The sequence below is a fragment of the Sphingomonas silueang genome (assembly GCF_040049155.1).
Classification (GTDB): Bacteria; Pseudomonadota; Alphaproteobacteria; order Sphingomonadales; family Sphingomonadaceae; genus Sphingomonas; species Sphingomonas silueang.
The window spans coordinates 413,544-432,894 of record NZ_JBDZDK010000001.1 but is presented as its reverse complement, the minus strand read 5'-3'; the positions used below and the strand labels follow the sequence as shown (position 1 = coordinate 432,894).

The following is a 19,351-nucleotide window of genomic DNA, read 5'->3' as shown; positions in this document are numbered from 1 at the left end:
GCAAGGCCGAGCAACGCGCCGACATGATCGAGCAGATCCTCGACGTGGCCGAGGGGCTGTTCTCGAAGCACGGCCTGTATGGCGTGACGCTGGCGGACGTCGCGCAGCAGGTCGGCGTGCACCGCACGCTGCTGAGCTATTATTTCCGCGACAAGAAGGAACTGTTCGACCAGGTGTTCGCCCGCCGCGCGGTCGTCACCAGCGAGACGCGGATGCGCGCGCTCGACGAGTATGAACGCGCCGCGGGCGACAAGCCGACCGTGGAGGGCGTGTTGCAGGCGTTCCTCGACACCGATCTCGACCTGTATATCCAGGGCGGCGAAGGCTGGCGCAACTATGCGGCACTCGGTGCGCAGGTGGCCAATACCCCCGAATGGGGGGCGGAGATGATGGACGATTATTTCGACCCCGTCGTGCTGCGGCTGGTCGACATCCTGCAACGCGCGATGCCCGAATGCAGCCGGACCGACATCTTCTGGGGCTATCACTTCGTCACCGGCGCGCTGATGCTGACGCTGGCGCGGACCGGGCGGATCGACAAATTGTCGGGCGGGCTGTGCCGGTCGGAGGACTTCGTCGCGGTCAAGCAGCGCATGGCGCACTTCATGGCGGCCGGGTTCCGGGCGATCTGCGCCGGGCCCAAACCCCTGTAGCAAGGGGCCATACGCCGCCCTTGGTCACGTCCGCAATAATACTAACGATCGCGATAGTGAATGTTGACATCGCCGCGGAAGCTGCGATGATGCCCCCATCGAGGACCGGCGCGAACAGCCGGCCTCGCTCAGGAGAGTGTGCATGCGGGTTTCCCTGTATGCGTCGGCATGTGCCGGCGCGCTTGCGGTCATGTCGGTATCGTCGGCCCATGCGCAGGTGGCACCGCCGCCCGCCGAACAGACGTCCGACCCCTCGGGACAGGCCGCCCGCACCGATCGCGATACCGCCGATGCCGACAACGGCACCGGCGAGGTCGTCGTCACCGCCACCCGCCGCGCCGAACGCATCCAGGACGTGCCGATCAGCGTCACCGCGTTCCAGCAGGGCGAACTGACCCGCGAGGGCATCGTCGGGTTCGAGGGGATCGCGCGCGAGACGCCGGGCGTGGTGCTCAACCGCCCGACCCAGAATTTCAACAACTTCACCGTACGCGGCATCGCCACCAACGGCTATGGCGCGAACCTGCAAAGCACCGTCGCGGTGTATATCGACGAGCTGCCGGTGTCGACGATCGGCAACACCACGGTCGTCGACCCCAATCTGTTCGACGTGGAGCGCGTCGAGTTCCTGCGCGGGCCGCAGGGCACGCTGTTCGGATCGGGATCGCTGTCGGGCGCGATGCGCATCCTCACCAAGAGCCCCGACCTGAACGACGTCGACATGGCGGGCGTCGTCGACCTCGGCCTGACCGGCCGCGACAGTTTCCGCCAGCGCTACAATGCGATGGTCAACCTGCCGATCGTCGAGGACAAGCTGGCGCTGCGTGCGGTCGGCTTCTACCGCAACGAGGAAGGCTATCTCGACAACGTCGGGACCGGCGTGAAGAACGCGAACACGCTCATCAACTATGGCGGGCGGGCGATCCTGCTCGCCAAGCCGACCGACCGGCTGTCGGTACGCCTGCTGGCGAGTTACGAGAACAGCGATCCCAGGGATTCGTCGCTCACCAGCCCGTCGCTCGGCCGCGAGAAGCGCGTGTCGGACCAGCCCGACCGCTTCACCGGCGTGCAGACGATCCTGAACGCGACGATCGACTATGACTTCGATTTCGCGCGGCTGACCAGTTCGAGCACCTATTCGGATTTCGACCAGCGCTTCTATGCCGATCTTGCCAACACCTTCGGCGGGGCGATCGCCTTCGGGCTCGACGCCGATGCCTTTGACAAGGTGTTCGTGCAGGAAACCCGCCTCGCCTCCACGTTCGACGGGCCGTTGCAGTTCGTCGTCGGCGGCTTCTATCTCGACCGGCGGCGCGACGTCGATTTCCTGTACCGCTCGTCGCTGCCGTTCCTGCAGGCGCGCGGGATCACCGGGCTGCCCGACCAATATTACCAGAAGCAGTACACCCACCAGTTCAACCGCGAACTGGCCGGGTTCGGCGAGCTGACCTATCGCTTCTCGCCGCGCTTCTGGCTGACCGGCGGGCTGCGCTACGGCCGGATCACCGCGCAGGGCTTTACCGAGGCGGGCGGGTACAACAGCAACTATTTCGTCGCCGCGCTGACCGGACGGCGCGGGCCGCTGACGCTGACGCCGTATCAGGCCGCCGAGGGCCGCGAGGCGCGCGGATCGAAGCCGTCGTACAAGCTGAGCGCGAGCTTCAAGCCGGTCGATCACATCACGACCTATGCGACCTTCGCGACCGGCTATCGCGGGCCGGTGGTCAACGCCTTTGCGGGCCGGGTCAGCACGGTCAATCCGGCCGATCTGGTGATCCCCGACGGCGCATCGTCGGACGACCTGAAGAGCTATGAGGTGGGCGCCAAGGGACGCTGGCTGGACGGGCGGGTGACGATCAACGCCGCCGCCTATGTCATCGACTGGAGCAACATCCAGGTCCAGGCCAACCGCATCTCGGATTCGGTGCAGTTCGCGACCAATGTCGGCGCGGCGCGCAGCAAGGGGTTCGAGGTGGAGATGGCGGTGATCCCGACCACCGGCCTCGTCCTCGGGCTGAACGCCGCCTATAACGACGCCAAGATCACCGAACTGACTGCTGCGGAGGCCGCGATTTCGGGTGCGGTGCTCGGCCACCGGCTGTCGGCGCCGCGGTTGCAGGGATCGACGTCGATCACCTACGGCTTCGACCTGAAGCCCGACTGGAACGCCAATTTCACGGTCAACGCGCAATATGTCGGATCGTACAACAGCTCGTTTCCGAACGTGCCCGGCAATCCGCGCGCGCGCCTGCCGACCTTCGGCGAGACCGACGAATATGTGAACCTCAACCTGTCCGCCGGGCTGCGCCATGGCGACTGGTTCGCCCAACTCTATGTCGAGAACGTCACCGACGACCATTCGGTGACCTACATCCACCCCGAGGCGTTCTTCGCCAGCCGGTTCGGGACGCTGCGCCCGCGCACGATCGGCATCCGTCTGGCCAAGGGCATCTGAGCGGTGGCGACGATCGCCCCGGCGGCAACCGCCGCCCCGCCCGCGAGCCGCCGTGCGTGGTTCGTCCTTGCCATCCTGTGCTTCGTCTATGTGCTGAACTTCCTCGACCGGCAGCTGCTGGCGATCCTCGCCAAGCCGATCCGCGACGAGCTGGGGCTGACGCACGGCCAGATCGGTCTCATCAGCGGGCTGTATTTCGCGCTGTTCTACTGCGTGTTGTCGGTGCCGGTCGCATGGTTCGCCGATCGCAGCAACCGGGTGCGGGTCGTCGCCTTCGCCTGCGCCTTGTGGAGCGCCGCGACCGCGGCCTGCGGCCTTGCGGGCAATTACGGGCAGCTCGCGGGCGCGCGGATGACGGTCGGCGTGGGCGAGGCGGGCGGCGTCCCGCCGTCCTATGCCATCCTCTCCGACTATTTCCGTCCCGGCACCCGCGGCACCGCGCTCGGCCTGTACAATCTGGGGCCGCCGATCGGCAACGCGCTGGGCGTCGCGTTCGGCGCATCGATCGCCGCGGCCTACAGCTGGCGCGATGCGTTCATGGCGCTCGGCATCGTCGGCGTCGCCACGGCGGTCGTCGTGTTCCTGACGGTGCGCGAGCCGAAGCGCGGCGGGCTGGACGTCGCCACCAACAGCGCTCCGATCGAGCGCGCGCCGTTCTGGCCTACCTGTCGCATGTTCTTCACCCGCCGGGTGCTGCTGCTGACCGCGCTGGCCACCGGCGCCAACCAGTTCATCACCTATGCCGCCGCCAATTTCACCACCCTGTTCCTGATGGAGGAAAAGGGGATGACGCTGAACCAGGTCGCGGTCTGGTACGCGCTGCTGGTGCTCGTCTCGATGGGCGGCGGCATCTTCCTTGCCGGACGGATGGTCGACCGTTTCGTGCCGCGCGACCGGCGGGCCTATGCCTTCATCCCCGCCTTCGCGCTGATCGTCGCCGCGCCGTTCTTCGCCGCCTTCATCGCCGCACCGGGATGGCAGCTGGCGATGGCGCTGCTGGTGCTGCCGATGGGGCTCAACTATTTCTACCTCTCGCCCGCCGTCGCGCTGGTGCAGGAATCGGTGCCCCCGGCACAGCGGGTGATGGCGGGCGCGTTGCTGCTGCTGGTGATGAACCTGATCGGGCTCGGCCTCGGCCCCACCTATCTGGGGGCGGCGAGCGACTGGTTCGCGGAAGCGGGCCATGCCCGTCCGTTGCAGATGGCGTTCTACACGCTGCTGCCCTTCTACGCGGTCGCGGTGCTGCTGTTCCTCGCGCTCGGCCGTGCCATCGCCAGGGAAACCGGAGACGTACGATGACGCGCGCCTGGACGTTCGGCGCGGCGCTGGCCGTGCTCGCGGGCTATGGGCAGGCGATCGCCGCCCCCGGCCCGGTCGCCACCCTGCCTGCGGGCAAGGTCGAGGGGGTTCGCCTCGGCGAAACCGACGTATTCCGCGGCATCCCCTATGCCCGGGCACCGATCGGCGAGCTGCGCTGGAAGCCGCCCCTCCCCGCCGCCGACTGGCGCGACACCCGCAAGGCGACCGACTTCGCCGATGCCTGTGTCCAGCCTGCACCGCGCACCGGCAGCATCTATGCCGATCCGCCGCGCCGGATGAGCGAGGACTGCCTTGCGCTCAACGTCTGGCGGCCGCGCACGCCGGGCCGCTATCCGGTGCTGGTGTGGGTCCATGGCGGGTCGCTGATCGCGGGCTATGGCCATGAATCGATGTTCGACGGGCGCAGGCTGGCCGAACAGGGGCTGGTGGTCGTGTCGATCAACTATCGCCTCGGCGCGCTCGGCTATCTTGCCCATCCGGCGCTCAGCGCCGAGAACGACCAGCGCCTCTCCGGCAATTACGGGCTGATGGATCAGGTCGCGGCGCTGCGCTGGGTCCGGCGCAACATCGCCGGGTTCGGCGGCGATCCGGACAAGGTGACGCTGGCGGGCGAATCGGCGGGCGCGCTCAGCACCCTGTATCTGATGGCATCGCCCGCCGCGCGCGGCCTGTTCCACCGCGCGATCGCGCAGAGCGCCTATATGATCTCCACGCCCGAACTGCACGCTGCCGCCAACGGCACGCCGTCGGCGGAGGCGGAGGGCGTGCGCGTCGCCGCTGCGGTCGGCGCGCGCGATCTGGCGGCGCTGCGGGCGATGCCTGCGACGACACTGGTGCAGAAGGCGGCGGCGGCGGGCTATATCCCGTGGGGCAGCGTCGACGGCATATGGCTGCGGCGGCAGCTGGTCGACACGTTCGACCGGGGCGAGCAGGCGAAGGTGCCGATCCTGACCGGGTTCAACGCGGGCGAGATCCGCTCGCTGCGGTTCCTGCTGCCCCCCGCCCCCGCCGATGCGGCAGCCTATGTCGCAACGATCCGCGCGCGCTACGGCGACCTCGCAGGCCCGTTCCTCGCGCTGTACCCGCCCGCGACGACGGCGGAATCGATGCTCGCGACGACCCGCGACGCGATGTACGGCTGGACCTCGACCCGGCTCGCGCGCAGCCAGACGGCGGCGGGGCAGCATGCCTATCTCTATTATTTCGACCATGGCTATCCGGCGGCGGACGACAACGGCCTGCACGCCTTTCATGCGGCGGAAATCCCCTATGTCTTCGGCACGGCGCGCGACATGCCGCCGCTCTGGCCCAGCGTGCCCGACACCCCGCGCGAACGCGCGCTGTCGGCGGCGATGATCGGCTACTGGTCGTCGTTCGCGAAGACCGGCGTGCCGCACGCCAAGGACGCCCCGGCATGGCCCGCCTATGGCGACGGTGCCCGTTACATGGCGTTCGCGGGCAGGCCGCGCCCGGGCACCCATCTGCTGCCGGGCACCTATGCGCTGCACGAGGCCGCGACCTGCCGCCGCCGGGCGGCGGGCGATCAGCCGTGGAACTGGAACGTCGGCGTCGCCTCCCCGGTGCTGGCCCCGGCGGGAGCATGCCGATGACCCGCGAGACGATGGCGGGCGCGATGCAGGATTTCCCGCTGACGCTCGACCGGTTCCTGACCCATGCGGGCAAATGGCATCCGATGGCAGAGGTGGTGACCGCCGCCCCGGACGGCGGCACCCGGCGGATCGGCTATGCCGCGCTGGAGGCGCGGGCGCGGGCGATCTCGGCGGCGCTGCTGGCGCAGGGGATCGGCGTCGGCGACCATGTCGCGACGCTGGCATGGAACAGCCAGGCGCATGTCGAGACCTGGTATGCGATCATGGGGATCGGTGCGGCGTGCCATACGCTCAACCCCCGGCTGACCGCGGCGCAACTGGCCGACATGCTCGGGCAATCGCGGGCGAGGATCGTGGTGGCGAGCGCCGATCTGGTCCCGCTGGCGCAGGCGGTCGCGGCATTGCTCGACGTGCCGCCCGTCGTGCTGGCGATCGACGGGACGGCGGCGGTCGCGGGCCTCGACACGCTGGTCGAACCGGGTGCGACGGCGGCATGGGGCGGCTTCGACGAGCGCACGCCGTCGGGGCTGTGCTTCACCTCGGGCACGACCGGGCGGCCCAAGGGCGTGACCTACACCCATCGCGCGTGTTTCCTGCACACGCTGCGCAGCCTGCAGGCCGATGTGATGGCGATCACCGCCGACGACCGGGTGCTGGCGGCGGTGCCGATGTTCCATGCCAATGCCTGGGGGCTGCCCTTCGCGGTGCCTGCGGTCGGCGCGACGCTGGTCCTGCCGGGGCGCGCGACCGACGGGGCGAGCCTCGCGCGGCTGATCGCGGCGGAGGGCGTGACGATCGCGGTCGGCGTGCCGACGGTGTGGCTGGGGCTGGTCGAGCATCTCGACGCCGTCGGCGGCGACCTGCCCGGCCTGAAGCGGATCATCGTCGGCGGCGCGCCGATGCCGCCCGCGCTGATGGCGCGGCTCGAACGGCGGCTGGGGGTGACGGTGCAGACCAGCTGGGGCATGACCGAGCTGTCGCCGGCCGGCACCTTCGCCCCGCCGGGCCGGGGCGAGGCGGCATCGTCCGGACGGCCCGCGATCGGCATCGACCTGTTGCTGACCGATGCCGACGGCGTGGCGCTGCCCGAACAGCGCGGGGTCGAGGGGCATTTGCGGGTGCGCGGCGCGGCGGTGGTCGAACGCTATTTCGGACAGGCCGAACCGGCGACCGATGCGGCGGGCTGGTTCGCGACCGGCGATCTGGCGCGGATCGGTCCCGACGGCGACCTGTTCATCACCGGGCGCGCCAAGGACCTCATCAAGTCGGGCGGCGAATGGATCAACCCGGCGGAGATCGAGGGCGTGGTCGGCGCGCTGCCGCAGGTATCGATGGCGGCGGTGATCGGGCGCAGCGACGTGAAATGGGGCGAGCGGCCGGTCCTCGTCGTCGAACTGCGCGACGGTGCCGATATCCGCGACGAGGCGCTGCTGGCGGCGCTGCGCGGGCGGGTGGCGCCGTGGTGGATTCCCGATGCGGTGGTGCGGTTGCCCGCGATGCCGCTGGCCGCGACCGGCAAGATCGACAAGCTGCGGCTGCGTGCCGAGCATGGGCAATGAATTTCAGGAAGGATGAGATGATGCAGCTTCAGGATCGGGTCGCGATCGTGACCGGCGCGGGTGGCGGCCTTGGCCGGAGCCATGCGCGGTTCCTCGCCCGGCACGGCGCACGGGTCGTGGTGAACGACGTGTCGGCGGATAATGCCGAAGCCGTCGCGCGCGAGATCCGCGATGCGGGCGGACAGGCGATGGCGCTGGCCGGATCGGTGACGGACGAGGATGCCGTCCGCGCGGGCGTCGCCGCTGTCCTTGGCGAATGGGGGCGGATCGACATCCTCGTCAACAACGCGGGCATCCTGCGCGACCGGAGCTTCGCCAAGATGACCATGGCCGATTTCCGCAGCGTCATCGACGTGCACCTGATGGGGGCGGCGATCTGTTCGCATGCGGTGTGGGAGCCGATGCGCGAGCAGCGATATGGCCGGATCGTGATGACCACCTCGTCGTCGGGGCTGTACGGCAATTTCGGGCAGGCCAATTACGGCGCGGCCAAGATGGCGCTGGTCGGGCTGATGCAGACGCTGGCGATCGAGGGCGCGAAATACGGCATTCGCGTCAATGCGCTGGCCCCGACCGCCGCGACGCAGATGACGCACGGCGTGCTGCCCGACGACAGTCTGTCGCGGCTCGACCCGGCGCTGGTCAGCAACGGCCTGCTGGCGCTGGTCGGCGAAGCGGCCCCGACGCGGGCGATCCTGTGCGCGGGCGGCGGGCATTTCGCGGCGGCGAACGTCACGCTGACGAAAGGAACCTATATCGGCGGCGGCACGGACGCGGATACGGCGGTGGTCGAACGCTGGGACGCGGTGTGCGACCGGGGTGGCGAGATGATCCCGCCCTACGGCTTCTTCCAGGCCGAACGCGAGGTGCACAGCGCGCAGCAGGCGCTCGGGCAGCGCGAGAATGCGGAGGCCGCCGCATGAGCGCGCGCGACGCGGTCATCGTGGCGACCGCCCGCACGCCGATCGGCCGGGCCTATCGCGGGGCGTTCAATGCGACCCCGGCACCGACGCTCGCCGCGCATGCGATCCGCGGCGTGGTCGAACGCGCCGGGCTCGATCCGGCGGAGATCGACGATGTGCTGCTCGGCGCATCGCTCCAGCAGGGGCATCAGGCGACGATCGGCCGGACCGCGGCGCTGCGTGCCGGTCTGCCGCCCAGCGTCTCCGGCATGTCGATCGATCGCCAGTGCGCATCGGGCCTGATGACGATCGCGACCGCCGCCAGGCAGGTCGTCCACGACCGGATGGACGTGGTGGTCGCAGGCGGCGTGGAATCGATCTCGCTGGTCCAGACCCCGGCGCTGCGCATCACCGAGGACCCCGAACTGCGGGCGATGGTGCCCGACATGTACATGCCGATGCTCCAGACGGCGGAGACGGTGGCCGCGCGCTACGGCATCGGCCGCGACGTGCAGGACGCCTATGCCCTCCGGTCGCAGCAGCGCACGGCGGCCGCGCAGGCGCGCGGCGCCTTCGACGACGAGATGCTGGCCGTCGATGCCGTCATGTCCGTGACCGACAAGGCGACCGGCGAAACCGCGCTGCGCGAGGTTCGCGTGACCCGCGACGAGGGCAATCGTCCCGACACGACCCTCGACGCCCTCGGCGCGCTGCGGCCGGTAGTCGACGGCGGGGTCGTCACCGCGGGCAACGCCAGCCAGTTGTCGGACGGCGCGTCCGCGTGCGTGGTGATGGAAGCGGGGCTGGCGGCGCGGCGGGGCCTTGCGCCGCTCGGCCGCTACGTCGGCATGGCGGTGGCCGGGACGACGCCCGACGAGATGGGCATCGGTCCGGTCTTCGCAGTGCCCAGGCTGCTGCGGCGCTTCGGCCTGACGATGGACGACATCGGCCTGTGGGAGTTGAACGAGGCGTTCGCGGTGCAGGTGGTCTATTGCCGCGACCGGCTGGGCATTCCGGACGAACTGCTGAACGTGAACGGCGGCGCGATCTCGATCGGGCACCCCTATGGCATGTCGGGCGCCCGCATGACCGGCCATGCGCTGATCGAGGGCAGGCGCCGCGGCGCGAGATATGTCGTCGTGACGATGTGCGTCGGCGGCGGCATGGGCGCGGCCGGGCTGTTCGAGGTGCTGTAGGCGCCGCGCAGCGGTCGCCTGACGGCGCCGTCGTCACGGCATCAGGCGCCGTCTTCCCTGCGACAGATGCCAGCGCATCGCGAGCGCCGCGCGTTCGGGGTCCGAATGGCGGATCGCCTCGACGATGTGCTCGTGCTCGTCGATCATCGCATCGATGACATGGGACGGACGCGAGCGGGAGATATCGACCCCGGCCTTCATCACCCGGCCGATGTCCGGCTCCAGCGCGTTGAAGGCTTCGACGAACGACCCGTTGCCGGTCGCCGCCATGATCGCGCGATGCAGTTCCATGTCCTCGCCGTCGGCGGGCTGGCTGGAGCGGAGCGCACGGCGCAGCTCGTCGAGACGATGCACGATCACCTCGACCTGCGGGCCGGACCGGCGGATCGCCGCGAGCCGGGCGGCCTCCGCCTCCAGTACGAACCGGACCTCATAGGTGCCGAGCGTGCCCGACAGGCTGGCACCGTCGACATGGCGCTTGAGCAGTTGCGAGGGCAGGCGCACGACGAACGAACCCGCGCCGCGCCGCGACTCGGTCACCCCGTCGGAGGCGAGCCGCGCCAGCGCCTCGCGCACGACGCTGCGCGACACGCCGATCGTCTCGGCAAGCTGGGTTTCGGCGGGCAGGCGGTGGCCGACCCGCATCCCCTCGTCCTCGATCATCGCGACGATCGCGGCATAGGTGTCATCGGCGAGGCGGGTCGGCTGCATGGTGGCGGTTTTCCGTGTCAGATCAGCGTCGAGGCATAGTGCAGCAGCAGCACCATCAGCAAACCGAACACCGCGATCACCGTTTCCAGCGTCGACCACAGCCTGAGCGTGTCGGCGACGCTCGTGCCGAGATAGCCGCGTACCAGCCAGAAGCCCGGATCGTTGACATGGCTGAGGAACACCGATCCGGTGCCGATCGCCAGCACGAACCAGTACGCCGGAATCGCGCTCCCCGCGACGACGCTCGACATGATGCCCGCCGCGGTGATCGTCGCGACGGTCGCCGATCCGGTCGCGACCCGGATCGCGGCGGCGACCAGCCATGCGATCACCAGCGGCGATGCGATCTGCGTGTCGGCTAGCTTGCCGAACACCTGCGGCAGCCCCGCCCCCACCAGCACCTGCTTGAGCGAGCCGCCCGCGCCGATGCTCAGCACGATCCCGGCCGCCGGGCGCACCGCCTCCGCCCAGATATTCTCGTGCAGCGCCTTCTCCCCGATGCGCCGGGGAAACAGCAGCGCCAGCGCCAGCAGGTTCGCCAGCAGCAGCGCCGTCACCGGATCGGCCAGCGCCAGCAGCACGCCGGGAAGGCCGCTCGCCGCCGCGGCGTCCCCGCCACCGGGGATCGTCGCACGCACGACCGCGCCGGACGCGATGAGCACGACGGGGAACAGCAGCGCCACGCTCGCCCGTGCCGCCGACGCCTGCGCCGATTCGGGCTGGATCAGGATCGGCGGATCGGTCGGGCCGACATGGCGGGTCGTCAGGCGCGCCAGCAGCGGCCCGGCGACCAGCGCGGTCGGGATCGCGGCGAGCAGCCCGATCGGGAGGATCGCGCCGACCGGCGCCTGCAGGATGCCCGCGGCGACCAGCGGCCCGGGATGCGGCGGCAGCAGCGCATGCAGCACCGACAGCCCCGCGAGGGCGGAGAGCATCACCGTCAGCCGCCGCCGGTCGTCGCCCGCCGGGATCCCCGCGGCGATGATCGGCAGGAGCAGGACGACCCCGGTCTCGAAGAACAGCGGCAGGCCGAGCAGCAGTGCCGCCGCCAGCGCGCCCAGCGCGGCGTGGCGCTCGCCGGTGCGGCGGAAGATCGCGCCCGCCAGCGCCTGCGCCCCCCCGGATATCTGGAGGATCGTCCCGAGGCCCAGCCCCAGCGCCACGACGAGGCCGGTACCGCCGAGGATGTCGCCGAATCCCTTCTCGATCGCGGCGACCGTGGGTGCCGGGCCCAGCCCGGCCAGCACGCCGATCGCCAGCGCGCCGCACAACAGGCCGAAGAAGGGGTGGAAGCCGATCCGGGCGATCAACCAGATCGACAACGCGATCCCGGCGCAGCTCGCAAGGATGAGGTGCAGGTCGCCGCTCGTCATACGCTCTCCCGTCTGTGCGTTGCTTCACGCATCTGTCAGACGGAAGCTGTAGGACCGATACGGTCCGCGACGCAACCGGAATCGCCGTTGACACGCCGTATCGACCGCAATATCGCCTGATTCAGTCAGACAGATTTACGTGGCGAACCCCGGATTCGCTCGACCTGTCGGACAAACGTGAGAGACTTCGCGATAGCGAAGCCGCGCAACAAGGGGAGAGATGATGAAGGCTTATGTCGTGCGATCCGCGCTCTTGCTGTCCGGGGCCGTCTGTGCCCTGAGCGTGCCGCCCGCGGCGCGCGCCCAGGCCGCCGGGCCGGTCCCCGCCGAGACACCGGCGGCGCAAGCGGCGGCCCCCGCATCCGATCAGGCACCTGTCCCGCCCGCGGACGACGCGCAGGCAACCGATGCGGCCGTCTCGGACATCGTCGTCACCGGATCGCGGATCAAGGCCGACGGCTATACCGCGCCGACGCCGACGACGGTGCTGGGCGCCGAGCAACTGGCGGGCAGCGCCCAGCCCAACGTCTTCAACGCCATCACCCAGTTGCCTTCGTTGCAGGGCAGCACCGGCGCGAGCGTCGGCACCAACAATACCAGCACCGGCCAGAACGGCCTGAGCTCCTTCAACCTGCGCGGCCTCGGCACCATCCGCACGCTGACGCTGCTCGACGGGCAGCGGATCGTTCCGGCGAACGTCACCGGCGTGCCCGACGTCAGCCAGCTGCCGCAGCTGCTGATCCAGCGGGTGGACGTGGTGACGGGCGGCGCATCGGCCTCCTACGGATCGGACGCGGTCGCCGGTGTCATCAACTTCGTGACCGACACGAAGTTCGAGGGGTTCAAGGCCAATGTCCTGGGGTCGATCACGACCTACGGCGACAACGAGACCGTGACCGCGCAGGCCGCGTGGGGCCGGGCCTTCGCCGACGACCGGCTGCGCGTGATCGTCAGCGGGGAATACAGCTACGAGGGCGGCATCCCCGGCAACGGCTTCGGCAACGGTCCCGGCCCCAACGGGCGCACCTGGTTCCGGGCACCCAGCCTTCAGGTGCGCACCATCGCCAACACCCCCGCCGGTGCGCCGCAGATCACCCGCATCCTGAACGCACAGGATTTCCAGTTCGCCAAATACGGCCTCATCACGTCGGGCCCGTTGCAGGGCACCGCGTTCGACGTCAACGGCGCGCCCTTCGCCTTCCAGTACGGGTCGAACGGCTTGGCCACCGGCACCGGCGCGGTCACCGGCTGCATCACCCCGTTCTGCGTCGGCGGCGATACCAGCGGCAACGTGGGCAACGGCACCAGCATGGTGGCGAAGCTGGCGCGGCTGAACGGATACGGACGCATCGCCTACGACCTGGGCGACCGCAACATCCTGTTCGCGACGGTCAACGTCTCGCGGGTTACGTCGCGCAACACGCCCAATCCGGGGGCATTCAAGAACGCCAACCTGACGATCCAGTGCGGCAATCCGTTCGTCCCGGCATCGATCCAGGCACGCTGCGCCGCCGCGGGCATCACCAGCTTCCAATATGGCGTGTCGAACGCCGTGCTGCCGGAATTCATCAGCGTGAACCCGACGCGCGAACAGTCCCGCTTCGTGATCGGCATGGACGGGCGGGGCGAGCTGCTGGGTACCGAATGGACCTACAACAGCTATCTGCAATACGGCATCAACAAGACCGCGATCGATGTCGAGGACATCACCCTGACGCCGCGCTACAACGCCGCGATCGATGCGGTGCGTGACGCGAGCGGTGCGATCGTCTGCCGGTCGGAAGCGGCGCGGGCGTCGGGCTGCGTACCGCTCAACATCATCGGCGGCCTGGCGCCCAGCGCCGCGACGCTCGCCTATATCACGCCGGCGAACGGCCCGTTCCAGCGCGTGCGCCAGACCGAGACCGCGTTCAGCGGCAGCATCAGCGGCAATCCCGTCGACCTGTGGGCCGGGCCGCTGTCGGTCGCCGCGGGCGTCGAATACCGGCGCGAGGCGTATCGCGCACGCGCCGACGCCTATGGCGCCGGGGTGACGGCGGTCAGCCCGAACACGCCCGACTATCCCGCCGACCCCCTGCTCAACAGCGCGCTCGGCAACAACTGGTACGCGGGCAATTTCAAGAACGGCAACGGCCGCTATCATGTGTGGGAGAGTTTCGTCGAGTTCGACACGCCGCTGTTCGACAGCGATGCGCTCGGCACCGCCAATCTCAACGTCGCGGGCCGCGCGACGCAGTACAGCACGTCGGGCTTCGTCGCCACGTGGAAGGTCGGGGGTACGTGGGAAACGCCGCTCGACGGGTTGCGCGTGCGCTCGGTGATATCGAAGGACGTCCGCGCCCCCAATCTCAGCGAATTGTTCGCGCCGCCGACGATCATCAACATCACGGTCAACGATCCCGTATCGCGCACCGCCGTCACCGCGCAGAGCCGGGCGATCGGCAATCCCGATCTGCGGCCCGAAATCGGCCGTACCGACCAGTTCGGCGTCGTCCTGAGCAACCCTTCGTGGCTGCGGGGCTTCAGCGTATCGGTCGACTATTTCCGCATCCGGGTGAGCGACCTCATCTCGACGATCACGCCGCAGCAGACGGTCGACCTGTGCTTTGCCGGGAATACCGCGCTGTGCGGCAACGTCTTCCTGACCGGATCGGGCAGCAACCCCAGTTTCGTGACGATCCAGGCGATCAACCTCGCGTCGATCTACACCAACGGCCTCGATATCGAGACGAGCTACCAGTTCGGGCTCGACCGGCTGAACCTGCCGGGCCGCATCGTGCTGCGCGCGCTGGCCAGCCATGCCCGCAACTTCATCACCACCACCGGCATCGCCGGGCAGGAACCGATCCAGTCGGCGGGCAACAACAGCGGCGCGATCCCGCACTGGAAGATCTTCGCGACGCAGGGCTGGACCGGCGAGCGCGCGTCGCTCACCGTGACCGAGCGCTGGTTCAGCGACGGCGTGCTCAACCGCATGTACGTCGAATGCCGCACCAACTGCCCGGCCCCGACGGTCAACCACCCGACCATCGACGACAACCGGATGAACGGCGCGCTCTATTTCGACATCGGCGGCACCTACAAGGTGAACGACGCGATCGAGGCCTATTTCAAGGTCGACAATATCGCCGACAAGAGCCCCTATCCCTTCCATCAGGCGGTACCGAACAATTTCGGCGCCAACCCGCTGCTCTATGACGTGCTGGGCCGCACCTTCCGCCTGGGTGCGCGGGTCAGCTTCTGATGCCGCGGGTGCCGAACCGGGCGGCCGCGAAGCCGCTGGCGATCATCGTGATGGGCGTCAGCGGCAGCGGCAAGACCACGCTCGGCCGGTCGTTGTCGCAGGTGCTGGATTGCCGGTACCTCGAAGGCGATGCGTTCCATTCGGCGGACAGCATCGCCAAGATGGCCGCCGGGGTGGCGCTGACCGATGCCGATCGCTGGCCGTGGCTCGACCGGCTGGGGGCCGCGCTCGGCGATGCGGCACGCGGCGGCAGCGTCGCCGTGGCGGCCTGCTCGGCGCTGCGACGCACCTACCGCGACCGGCTGCGCGGCGCGACCGGCTGCGACACGGCCTTCGTCCACCTCGCGGTCGATCGCGCGGAACTGGCGCGGCGCATGTGTTCCCGACCGGGCCACTATATGCCGGTCAGCCTGCTCGACAGCCAGCTGGCCCTGTTCGAGCCGCTCGGCACCGACGAACTCGCAAGCAGTTTCGGGGCCGGAGAAGACGACGGCCGTGTCATGGAGCGGGTCGTCGCATGGCTGCGCGCCGCCCGGCCCGACTGACGCGAACGGCGCGCCGCGCATAGCGGTTCGCCCTCGGCCCGCGGGTGCAGAAACCGGAAATGGTGGTCGGCATCCCGCTGCTCGAACGGACGAACCGTTCGGCCCGGCGCTTGCGGAACCGCCGCTTCGCACAGGATGCGGGCGCGACGATCGGCGCGCATCGCGACAAGGAAAAGGCGGGGCCGTAGCCCCGCCCTTATTTGGTGCAGTCGAGCTGCTTGTTAACAGCTGGCCGCGATCTCTGAGGCAGCGATGGTTCCATGCGCGTCAGAGACTGTCAAGGGCCAGCCGCAACTAGAATGCCTTGGCATCAGCCGAACGGAATGCGCGGGTTTCTAAACCGGGAACGGGTATGGATTTCCGTCCCCTTTGCATTATGTTGGCACCGCTCGCGAAGCGTTGGGCGATGACGGACTCGGTTTGGACCCGGATCGCTATCGCCCACATAGCGCATGAACAATGCATAAATCCCCTTGCTTACGCACGTCAATCATTTAGATCGCCTAGAATGACTTACGAAACTATAGTTTAGTCGGTTTTCGACACGACGCGCGCTTGCTCCCTCTCTGAAAGCCCCGCAAATTTGGGCACAGAGAATGGGTAAATTCGGGCGCGGAGGGTGGAACATGCGCAGGCTCGGGCTCGATATCGGCACCAACAGCATCGGCTGGTGCCTGATCGAACGCGGAAGCGGGATCGTCGATATCGGGGTCCGGATCTTCGGCGACGGTCGCGATCCGCAGTCGGGGACGTCGCTTGCCGTCGATCGCCGCACGGCGCGGGCGATGCGGCGGCGGCGCGACCGCTATATCAGGCGGCGCTCGGCGTTTCTCGATGCGTTGGTCCGTTATGGACTGATGCCCGCCGACGCCGAGGAGGCGAAGCTCGTCGCCGAGCGCGATCCCTATGAGCTCCGCGCCCGCGCCCTCGACGAACGGCTGGAGCCGCATGCCATCGGGCGCGCGCTGTTCCATCTGAACCAGCGGCGCGGCTTCCTGTCCAACCGCAAGGCCGAACGGCGCAGCAGGGACGGCAAGGAGGGCAAGATCGCGGGCGGGGCCGAGGCGCTCCGCCATGCGATGGCGGAGGCGGGCGCGGATACGCTCGGCCAGTTCCTCGCCGGTCGGGCGGAGAAGCGCGTCCGGCTGAACGGCGAGAGCCAGGAATATGACTTCTACCCGCAACGCCGCCATATCGAGCATGAATTCGCGCGAATCTGGGAGGCGCAGGCACCGCATCATCCCGCGCTGCTGACCGACGCGGCGCGCGCGGCGCTGCACCGCATCCTGTTCTATCAGCGCCCGCTCAAGGCGCCGGTGGTCGGCAACTGCACCTTCGTGCCGTCCGAACCCCGGCTGCCCAAGGCCCATCCCCTGTTCCAGGAGCGGCGGCTGTACGAGGAGGTCAATCATCTGGAGATCACGACGCCGGGCGAAGCGCCGCGCAAGCTGACGCCCGACCAGCGCGACGCGCTGATCCTCGAGCTGCGCGGCAAGAAGGAAGTCAGCTTCGCGACCTTGGCCAAGCGGCTGAAGCTCCAGCCCGGCGAGAGCTTCAACAAGGCGAGCGAGACGCGCAAGGCGCTGCGCGGCAACGAGGTCCATGCCGCGCTGGCCGACCGCAAGCGGTTCGGCAGCGCATGGGCGCACAAGTCCGCCGAACAGCAATGGACCATCATCCAGCGCTTGCTCGACGAGGAAGACCCGGACCGGCTGCACGCCTTCCTGACCGGCGAATGCGGCCTGGACGAGGCGGCGGCCCGCGCGACCGCCACGGCGCCGCTGCCCGAGGGCTATGGCCGCCTCGGCGAGACCGCCACGCGATCGATCCTCGCGGCGCTGAAGCAGGACGTCATCCCCTATGACAAGGCCGTCCAGTCCGCGGGCTGGCATCACAGCGACGATCGCGCGGACGACGGCCTGCCCTTCCTCCCCTATTACGGCGAGCTGCTGGCCAGCGACATCCCGCCGGGAACGCCGCATATCTCCGACCCGCTGGAGCGGCGCTGGGGCAAGATCACCAATCCCACCGTCCATATCGGGCTGCGCCAGCTCGAAAAGCTGGTCAACGCGATCATCGCCGTCCACGGCCGCCCCGACGAGATCGTCGTGGAGCTGGCACGCGAGCTGAACCTCAGCGAGGACGACAAGAAGCAGCACGAGGCCCGTATCCGCCGCGATACCGAGGCGGCGATCGCGCGCGGCAACAAGCTGGAAGCGGAGGGCATCGCCAACACCGGCGCCAATCGCGCGCTGCTGAAGCTGTGGGAGGAACTGAACCCGGCCAACCCGCTCGACCGGCGCTGCCCCTATTGCGCCGAGCCGATCGGCATGCGCGCGCTGTTCTCCGGCGAGGCGGACATCGACCATATCATCCCCTATTCCCGCTCGCTCGACGACAGCGCCGGGAACAAGGTCGTCGCCCACCGCCACTGCAACCGGCAGAAGGGCAACCAGACCCCCTACGAGCGCTGGGGGCATGACCCCGATCGCTGGGACCGGATCGCCGAACAGGTCGCGCGGCTGCACAGGTCCAGGCAATGGCGCTTCGGCCCCGACGCGATGCAGCGCGTGGAGCGCGACGGCGGCTATCTCGCGCGGCAGTTGACCGACACCCAGTATCTGTCGCGGCTGGCGGGCAAATATCTGCGCGCGCTGTATGCGCGCGACGAGGGCGGTCGCGTCTATGTGATCCCGGGGCGGATGACGGCGATGCTGCGGCGGCTGTGGGGGCTGAACAGCCTGTTGTGGGACCATAATTATGTCGCGAACGCGCACAGCAACGCGCCGAAGAACCGGCTGGACCATCGCCACCATGCGATCGACGCGGCGGTGACCGCCGTGACCGACCGCGGCCTGCTCCAGCGCATCGCCCGCACCGCGGCGCAGGCGGAGGAACGGGACCTCGACCGCCTGTTCGAGGGGCTCGACCCGCCGTGGGAGGGGTTCCGCGACGCGCTGGGCGATGCGATCAACCGCGTCACCACCAGCCACAAGGCGGATCACGGGCGCAAGAAAGCCCCCTCGCGCCACCGCGACGTGACGAGCGGGCGGCTGCACAACGACACCGCCTATGGCCTGACCGGCGATGTGGCGGCGGACGGCAGGACGCCGATCGTGGTGCACCGCGTGCCGTTCGCCAGCCTCAAGCCCGCCGACCTGACCGTCGCCGACCGTATCCCCGACCGGGCGCTGCGCGAGGCGCTCCGGCAATGGACCCGCGATCTGACCGGCAAGCCGTTCGAGGCGGCGTTGCGACGGTTCCGGGAAGCGCATCCCGTCTTCCGGGGCATCCGCCGCGTCCGCAAGCGCGAGGCGTTGAACGTGATCCCGATCCGTGATGCGTCGGGCCGCGTGTACAAGGCCTATAAGGGCGATGCCAACGCCCGGTTCGAGCTGTGGCGGCTGCCGGACGGCGGTCTCAAGACCCGCGTCGTCACGATGTTCGACGCGCATCAGCCCAGGGCCGACGATCGCCCGCATCCCGCCGCCCGGCGCCTGCTGAAGCTGCGGCAGAACGACCTGATCGCCGTCGAGCGCAACGGCGGACCGCGCGAGATCCTGAAGGTGGCGGGCTTCAACGTGCAGGGCCGCCTCACGCTCGTACCCGCCAACGAAGCGGGCAAGCTGCAGGAGCGGGACCGGCTGCCGAACGACCAGGACCCCTTCAAATACGTCTATCTGTCGGGGAGCAGCATCGTGAAGGCCAGGGCCCGCCAGCTGCGCGTCGATCCGCTCGGCCGCATCTTCGATCCCGGCCCGCGGATGTAGCGACGGGCGGGCG

The 19,351-nt window shown here is 69.2% G+C and carries 13 protein-coding genes; 11 read left to right on the top strand and 2 right to left on the bottom strand.

Translation table 11 applies throughout. The features are described 5' to 3' along the window. Positions 1-23 precede the first annotated feature (23 nt). The 7 genes from ABLE43_RS01765 to ABLE43_RS01735 all read left to right on the top strand — a co-directional run bounded on the left by ABLE43_RS01765 (position 24) and on the right by ABLE43_RS01735 (position 9,695). Positions 24-653 (top strand): TetR/AcrR family transcriptional regulator, encoded by a 630-nt coding sequence (locus tag ABLE43_RS01765; RefSeq protein WP_425475222.1) that lies wholly within the window; start codon positions 24-26, stop codon positions 651-653. 142 nt (positions 654-795) lie between these two features. Next, positions 796-3,108 (top strand): TonB-dependent receptor, encoded by a 2,313-nt coding sequence (locus ABLE43_RS01760; protein ID WP_348976743.1) that lies wholly within the window; start codon positions 796-798, stop codon positions 3,106-3,108. Positions 3,109-3,111: 3 nt separating this feature from the next. Further along, on the top strand, positions 3,112-4,407 hold the full coding sequence (locus ABLE43_RS01755) for a spinster family MFS transporter (protein ID WP_348976742.1): 1,296 nt from the start codon (positions 3,112-3,114) through the stop codon (positions 4,405-4,407). Beyond that, positions 4,404-6,038: a carboxylesterase/lipase family protein gene (locus ABLE43_RS01750; protein WP_348976741.1), complete on the top strand. Its 1,635-nt coding sequence runs from the start codon at positions 4,404-4,406 to the stop codon at positions 6,036-6,038. The genes ABLE43_RS01755 and ABLE43_RS01750 overlap by 4 nt, the downstream gene beginning before the upstream one ends. Beyond that, positions 6,035-7,597 (top strand): AMP-binding protein, encoded by a 1,563-nt coding sequence (locus tag ABLE43_RS01745; RefSeq protein ID WP_348976740.1) that lies wholly within the window; start codon positions 6,035-6,037, stop codon positions 7,595-7,597. The genes ABLE43_RS01750 and ABLE43_RS01745 overlap by 4 nt, the downstream gene beginning before the upstream one ends. 20 nt (positions 7,598-7,617) lie before the next feature. After that, on the top strand, positions 7,618-8,520 hold the full coding sequence (locus ABLE43_RS01740) for an SDR family NAD(P)-dependent oxidoreductase (protein WP_348976809.1): 903 nt from the start codon (positions 7,618-7,620) through the stop codon (positions 8,518-8,520). Continuing rightward, complete coding sequence (locus tag ABLE43_RS01735) at positions 8,517-9,695, top strand: acetyl-CoA C-acyltransferase (protein ID WP_348976739.1); 1,179 nt, start codon at positions 8,517-8,519, stop codon at positions 9,693-9,695. The genes ABLE43_RS01740 and ABLE43_RS01735 overlap by 4 nt, the downstream gene beginning before the upstream one ends. A 33-nt stretch (positions 9,696-9,728) precedes the next feature. Here ABLE43_RS01735 and ABLE43_RS01730 read toward each other — a convergent pair whose 3' ends face one another. Both ABLE43_RS01730 and ABLE43_RS01725 read right to left on the bottom strand, forming a co-directional pair. After that, positions 9,729-10,406, bottom strand: coding sequence for a FadR/GntR family transcriptional regulator (locus ABLE43_RS01730; protein WP_348976738.1), 678 nt, complete (start codon positions 10,404-10,406; stop codon positions 9,729-9,731). Positions 10,407-10,423: 17 nt separating this feature from the next. Beyond that, positions 10,424-11,779: a GntP family permease gene (locus tag ABLE43_RS01725; RefSeq protein ID WP_348976737.1), complete on the bottom strand. Its 1,356-nt coding sequence runs from the start codon at positions 11,777-11,779 to the stop codon at positions 10,424-10,426. A gap of 223 nt (positions 11,780-12,002) precedes the next feature. On the opposite strand from ABLE43_RS01725, the gene ABLE43_RS01720 reads away from it, so the two are divergent. The 4 genes from ABLE43_RS01720 (at position 12,003) to cas9 (ending at position 19,338) form a co-directional block, all read left to right on the top strand. Further along, the gene (locus ABLE43_RS01720; RefSeq protein WP_348976736.1) at positions 12,003-15,023 is read left to right on the top strand and encodes a TonB-dependent receptor plug domain-containing protein; all 3,021 of its coding nucleotides are present in this window, start codon (positions 12,003-12,005) and stop codon (positions 15,021-15,023) included. Next, positions 15,023-15,568: a gluconokinase gene (locus tag ABLE43_RS01715; RefSeq protein ID WP_348976735.1), complete on the top strand. Its 546-nt coding sequence runs from the start codon at positions 15,023-15,025 to the stop codon at positions 15,566-15,568. The genes ABLE43_RS01720 and ABLE43_RS01715 overlap by 1 nt, the downstream gene beginning before the upstream one ends. A 59-nt stretch (positions 15,569-15,627) precedes the next feature. After that, positions 15,628-15,756 (top strand): hypothetical protein, encoded by a 129-nt coding sequence (locus ABLE43_RS01710; protein WP_348976734.1) that lies wholly within the window; start codon positions 15,628-15,630, stop codon positions 15,754-15,756. 438 nt (positions 15,757-16,194) lie between these two features. After that, entirely contained in the window at positions 16,195-19,338 is a 3,144-nt protein-coding gene (gene cas9, locus ABLE43_RS01705; protein ID WP_348976733.1) for a type II CRISPR RNA-guided endonuclease Cas9, read from the top strand. Positions 19,339-19,351 lie beyond the last annotated feature (13 nt).

Bases quoted from the DNA above. Each gene is read 5' to 3' on its own strand.
- ABLE43_RS01765 (WP_425475222.1), top strand. From the start codon at position 24: ATGATCGAGCAGATCCTCGACGTGGCCGAGGGGCTGTTCTCGAAGCAC.
- ABLE43_RS01760 (WP_348976743.1), top strand. From the start codon at position 796: ATGCGGGTTTCCCTGTATGCGTCGGCATGTGCCGGCGCGCTTGCGGTC.
- ABLE43_RS01750 (WP_348976741.1), top strand. From the start codon at position 4,404: ATGACGCGCGCCTGGACGTTCGGCGCGGCGCTGGCCGTGCTCGCGGGC.
- ABLE43_RS01745 (WP_348976740.1), top strand. From the start codon at position 6,035: ATGACCCGCGAGACGATGGCGGGCGCGATGCAGGATTTCCCGCTGACG.
- ABLE43_RS01740 (WP_348976809.1), top strand. From the start codon at position 7,618: ATGCAGCTTCAGGATCGGGTCGCGATCGTGACCGGCGCGGGTGGCGGC.
- ABLE43_RS01735 (WP_348976739.1), top strand. From the start codon at position 8,517: ATGAGCGCGCGCGACGCGGTCATCGTGGCGACCGCCCGCACGCCGATC.
- ABLE43_RS01730 (WP_348976738.1), bottom strand. From the start codon at position 10,406: ATGCAGCCGACCCGCCTCGCCGATGACACCTATGCCGCGATCGTCGCG.
- ABLE43_RS01725 (WP_348976737.1), bottom strand. From the start codon at position 11,779: ATGACGAGCGGCGACCTGCACCTCATCCTTGCGAGCTGCGCCGGGATC.
- ABLE43_RS01720 (WP_348976736.1), top strand. From the start codon at position 12,003: ATGAAGGCTTATGTCGTGCGATCCGCGCTCTTGCTGTCCGGGGCCGTC.
- ABLE43_RS01715 (WP_348976735.1), top strand. From the start codon at position 15,023: ATGCCGCGGGTGCCGAACCGGGCGGCCGCGAAGCCGCTGGCGATCATC.
- ABLE43_RS01710 (WP_348976734.1), top strand. From the start codon at position 15,628: ATGGTGGTCGGCATCCCGCTGCTCGAACGGACGAACCGTTCGGCCCGG.
- cas9 (WP_348976733.1), top strand. From the start codon at position 16,195: ATGCGCAGGCTCGGGCTCGATATCGGCACCAACAGCATCGGCTGGTGC.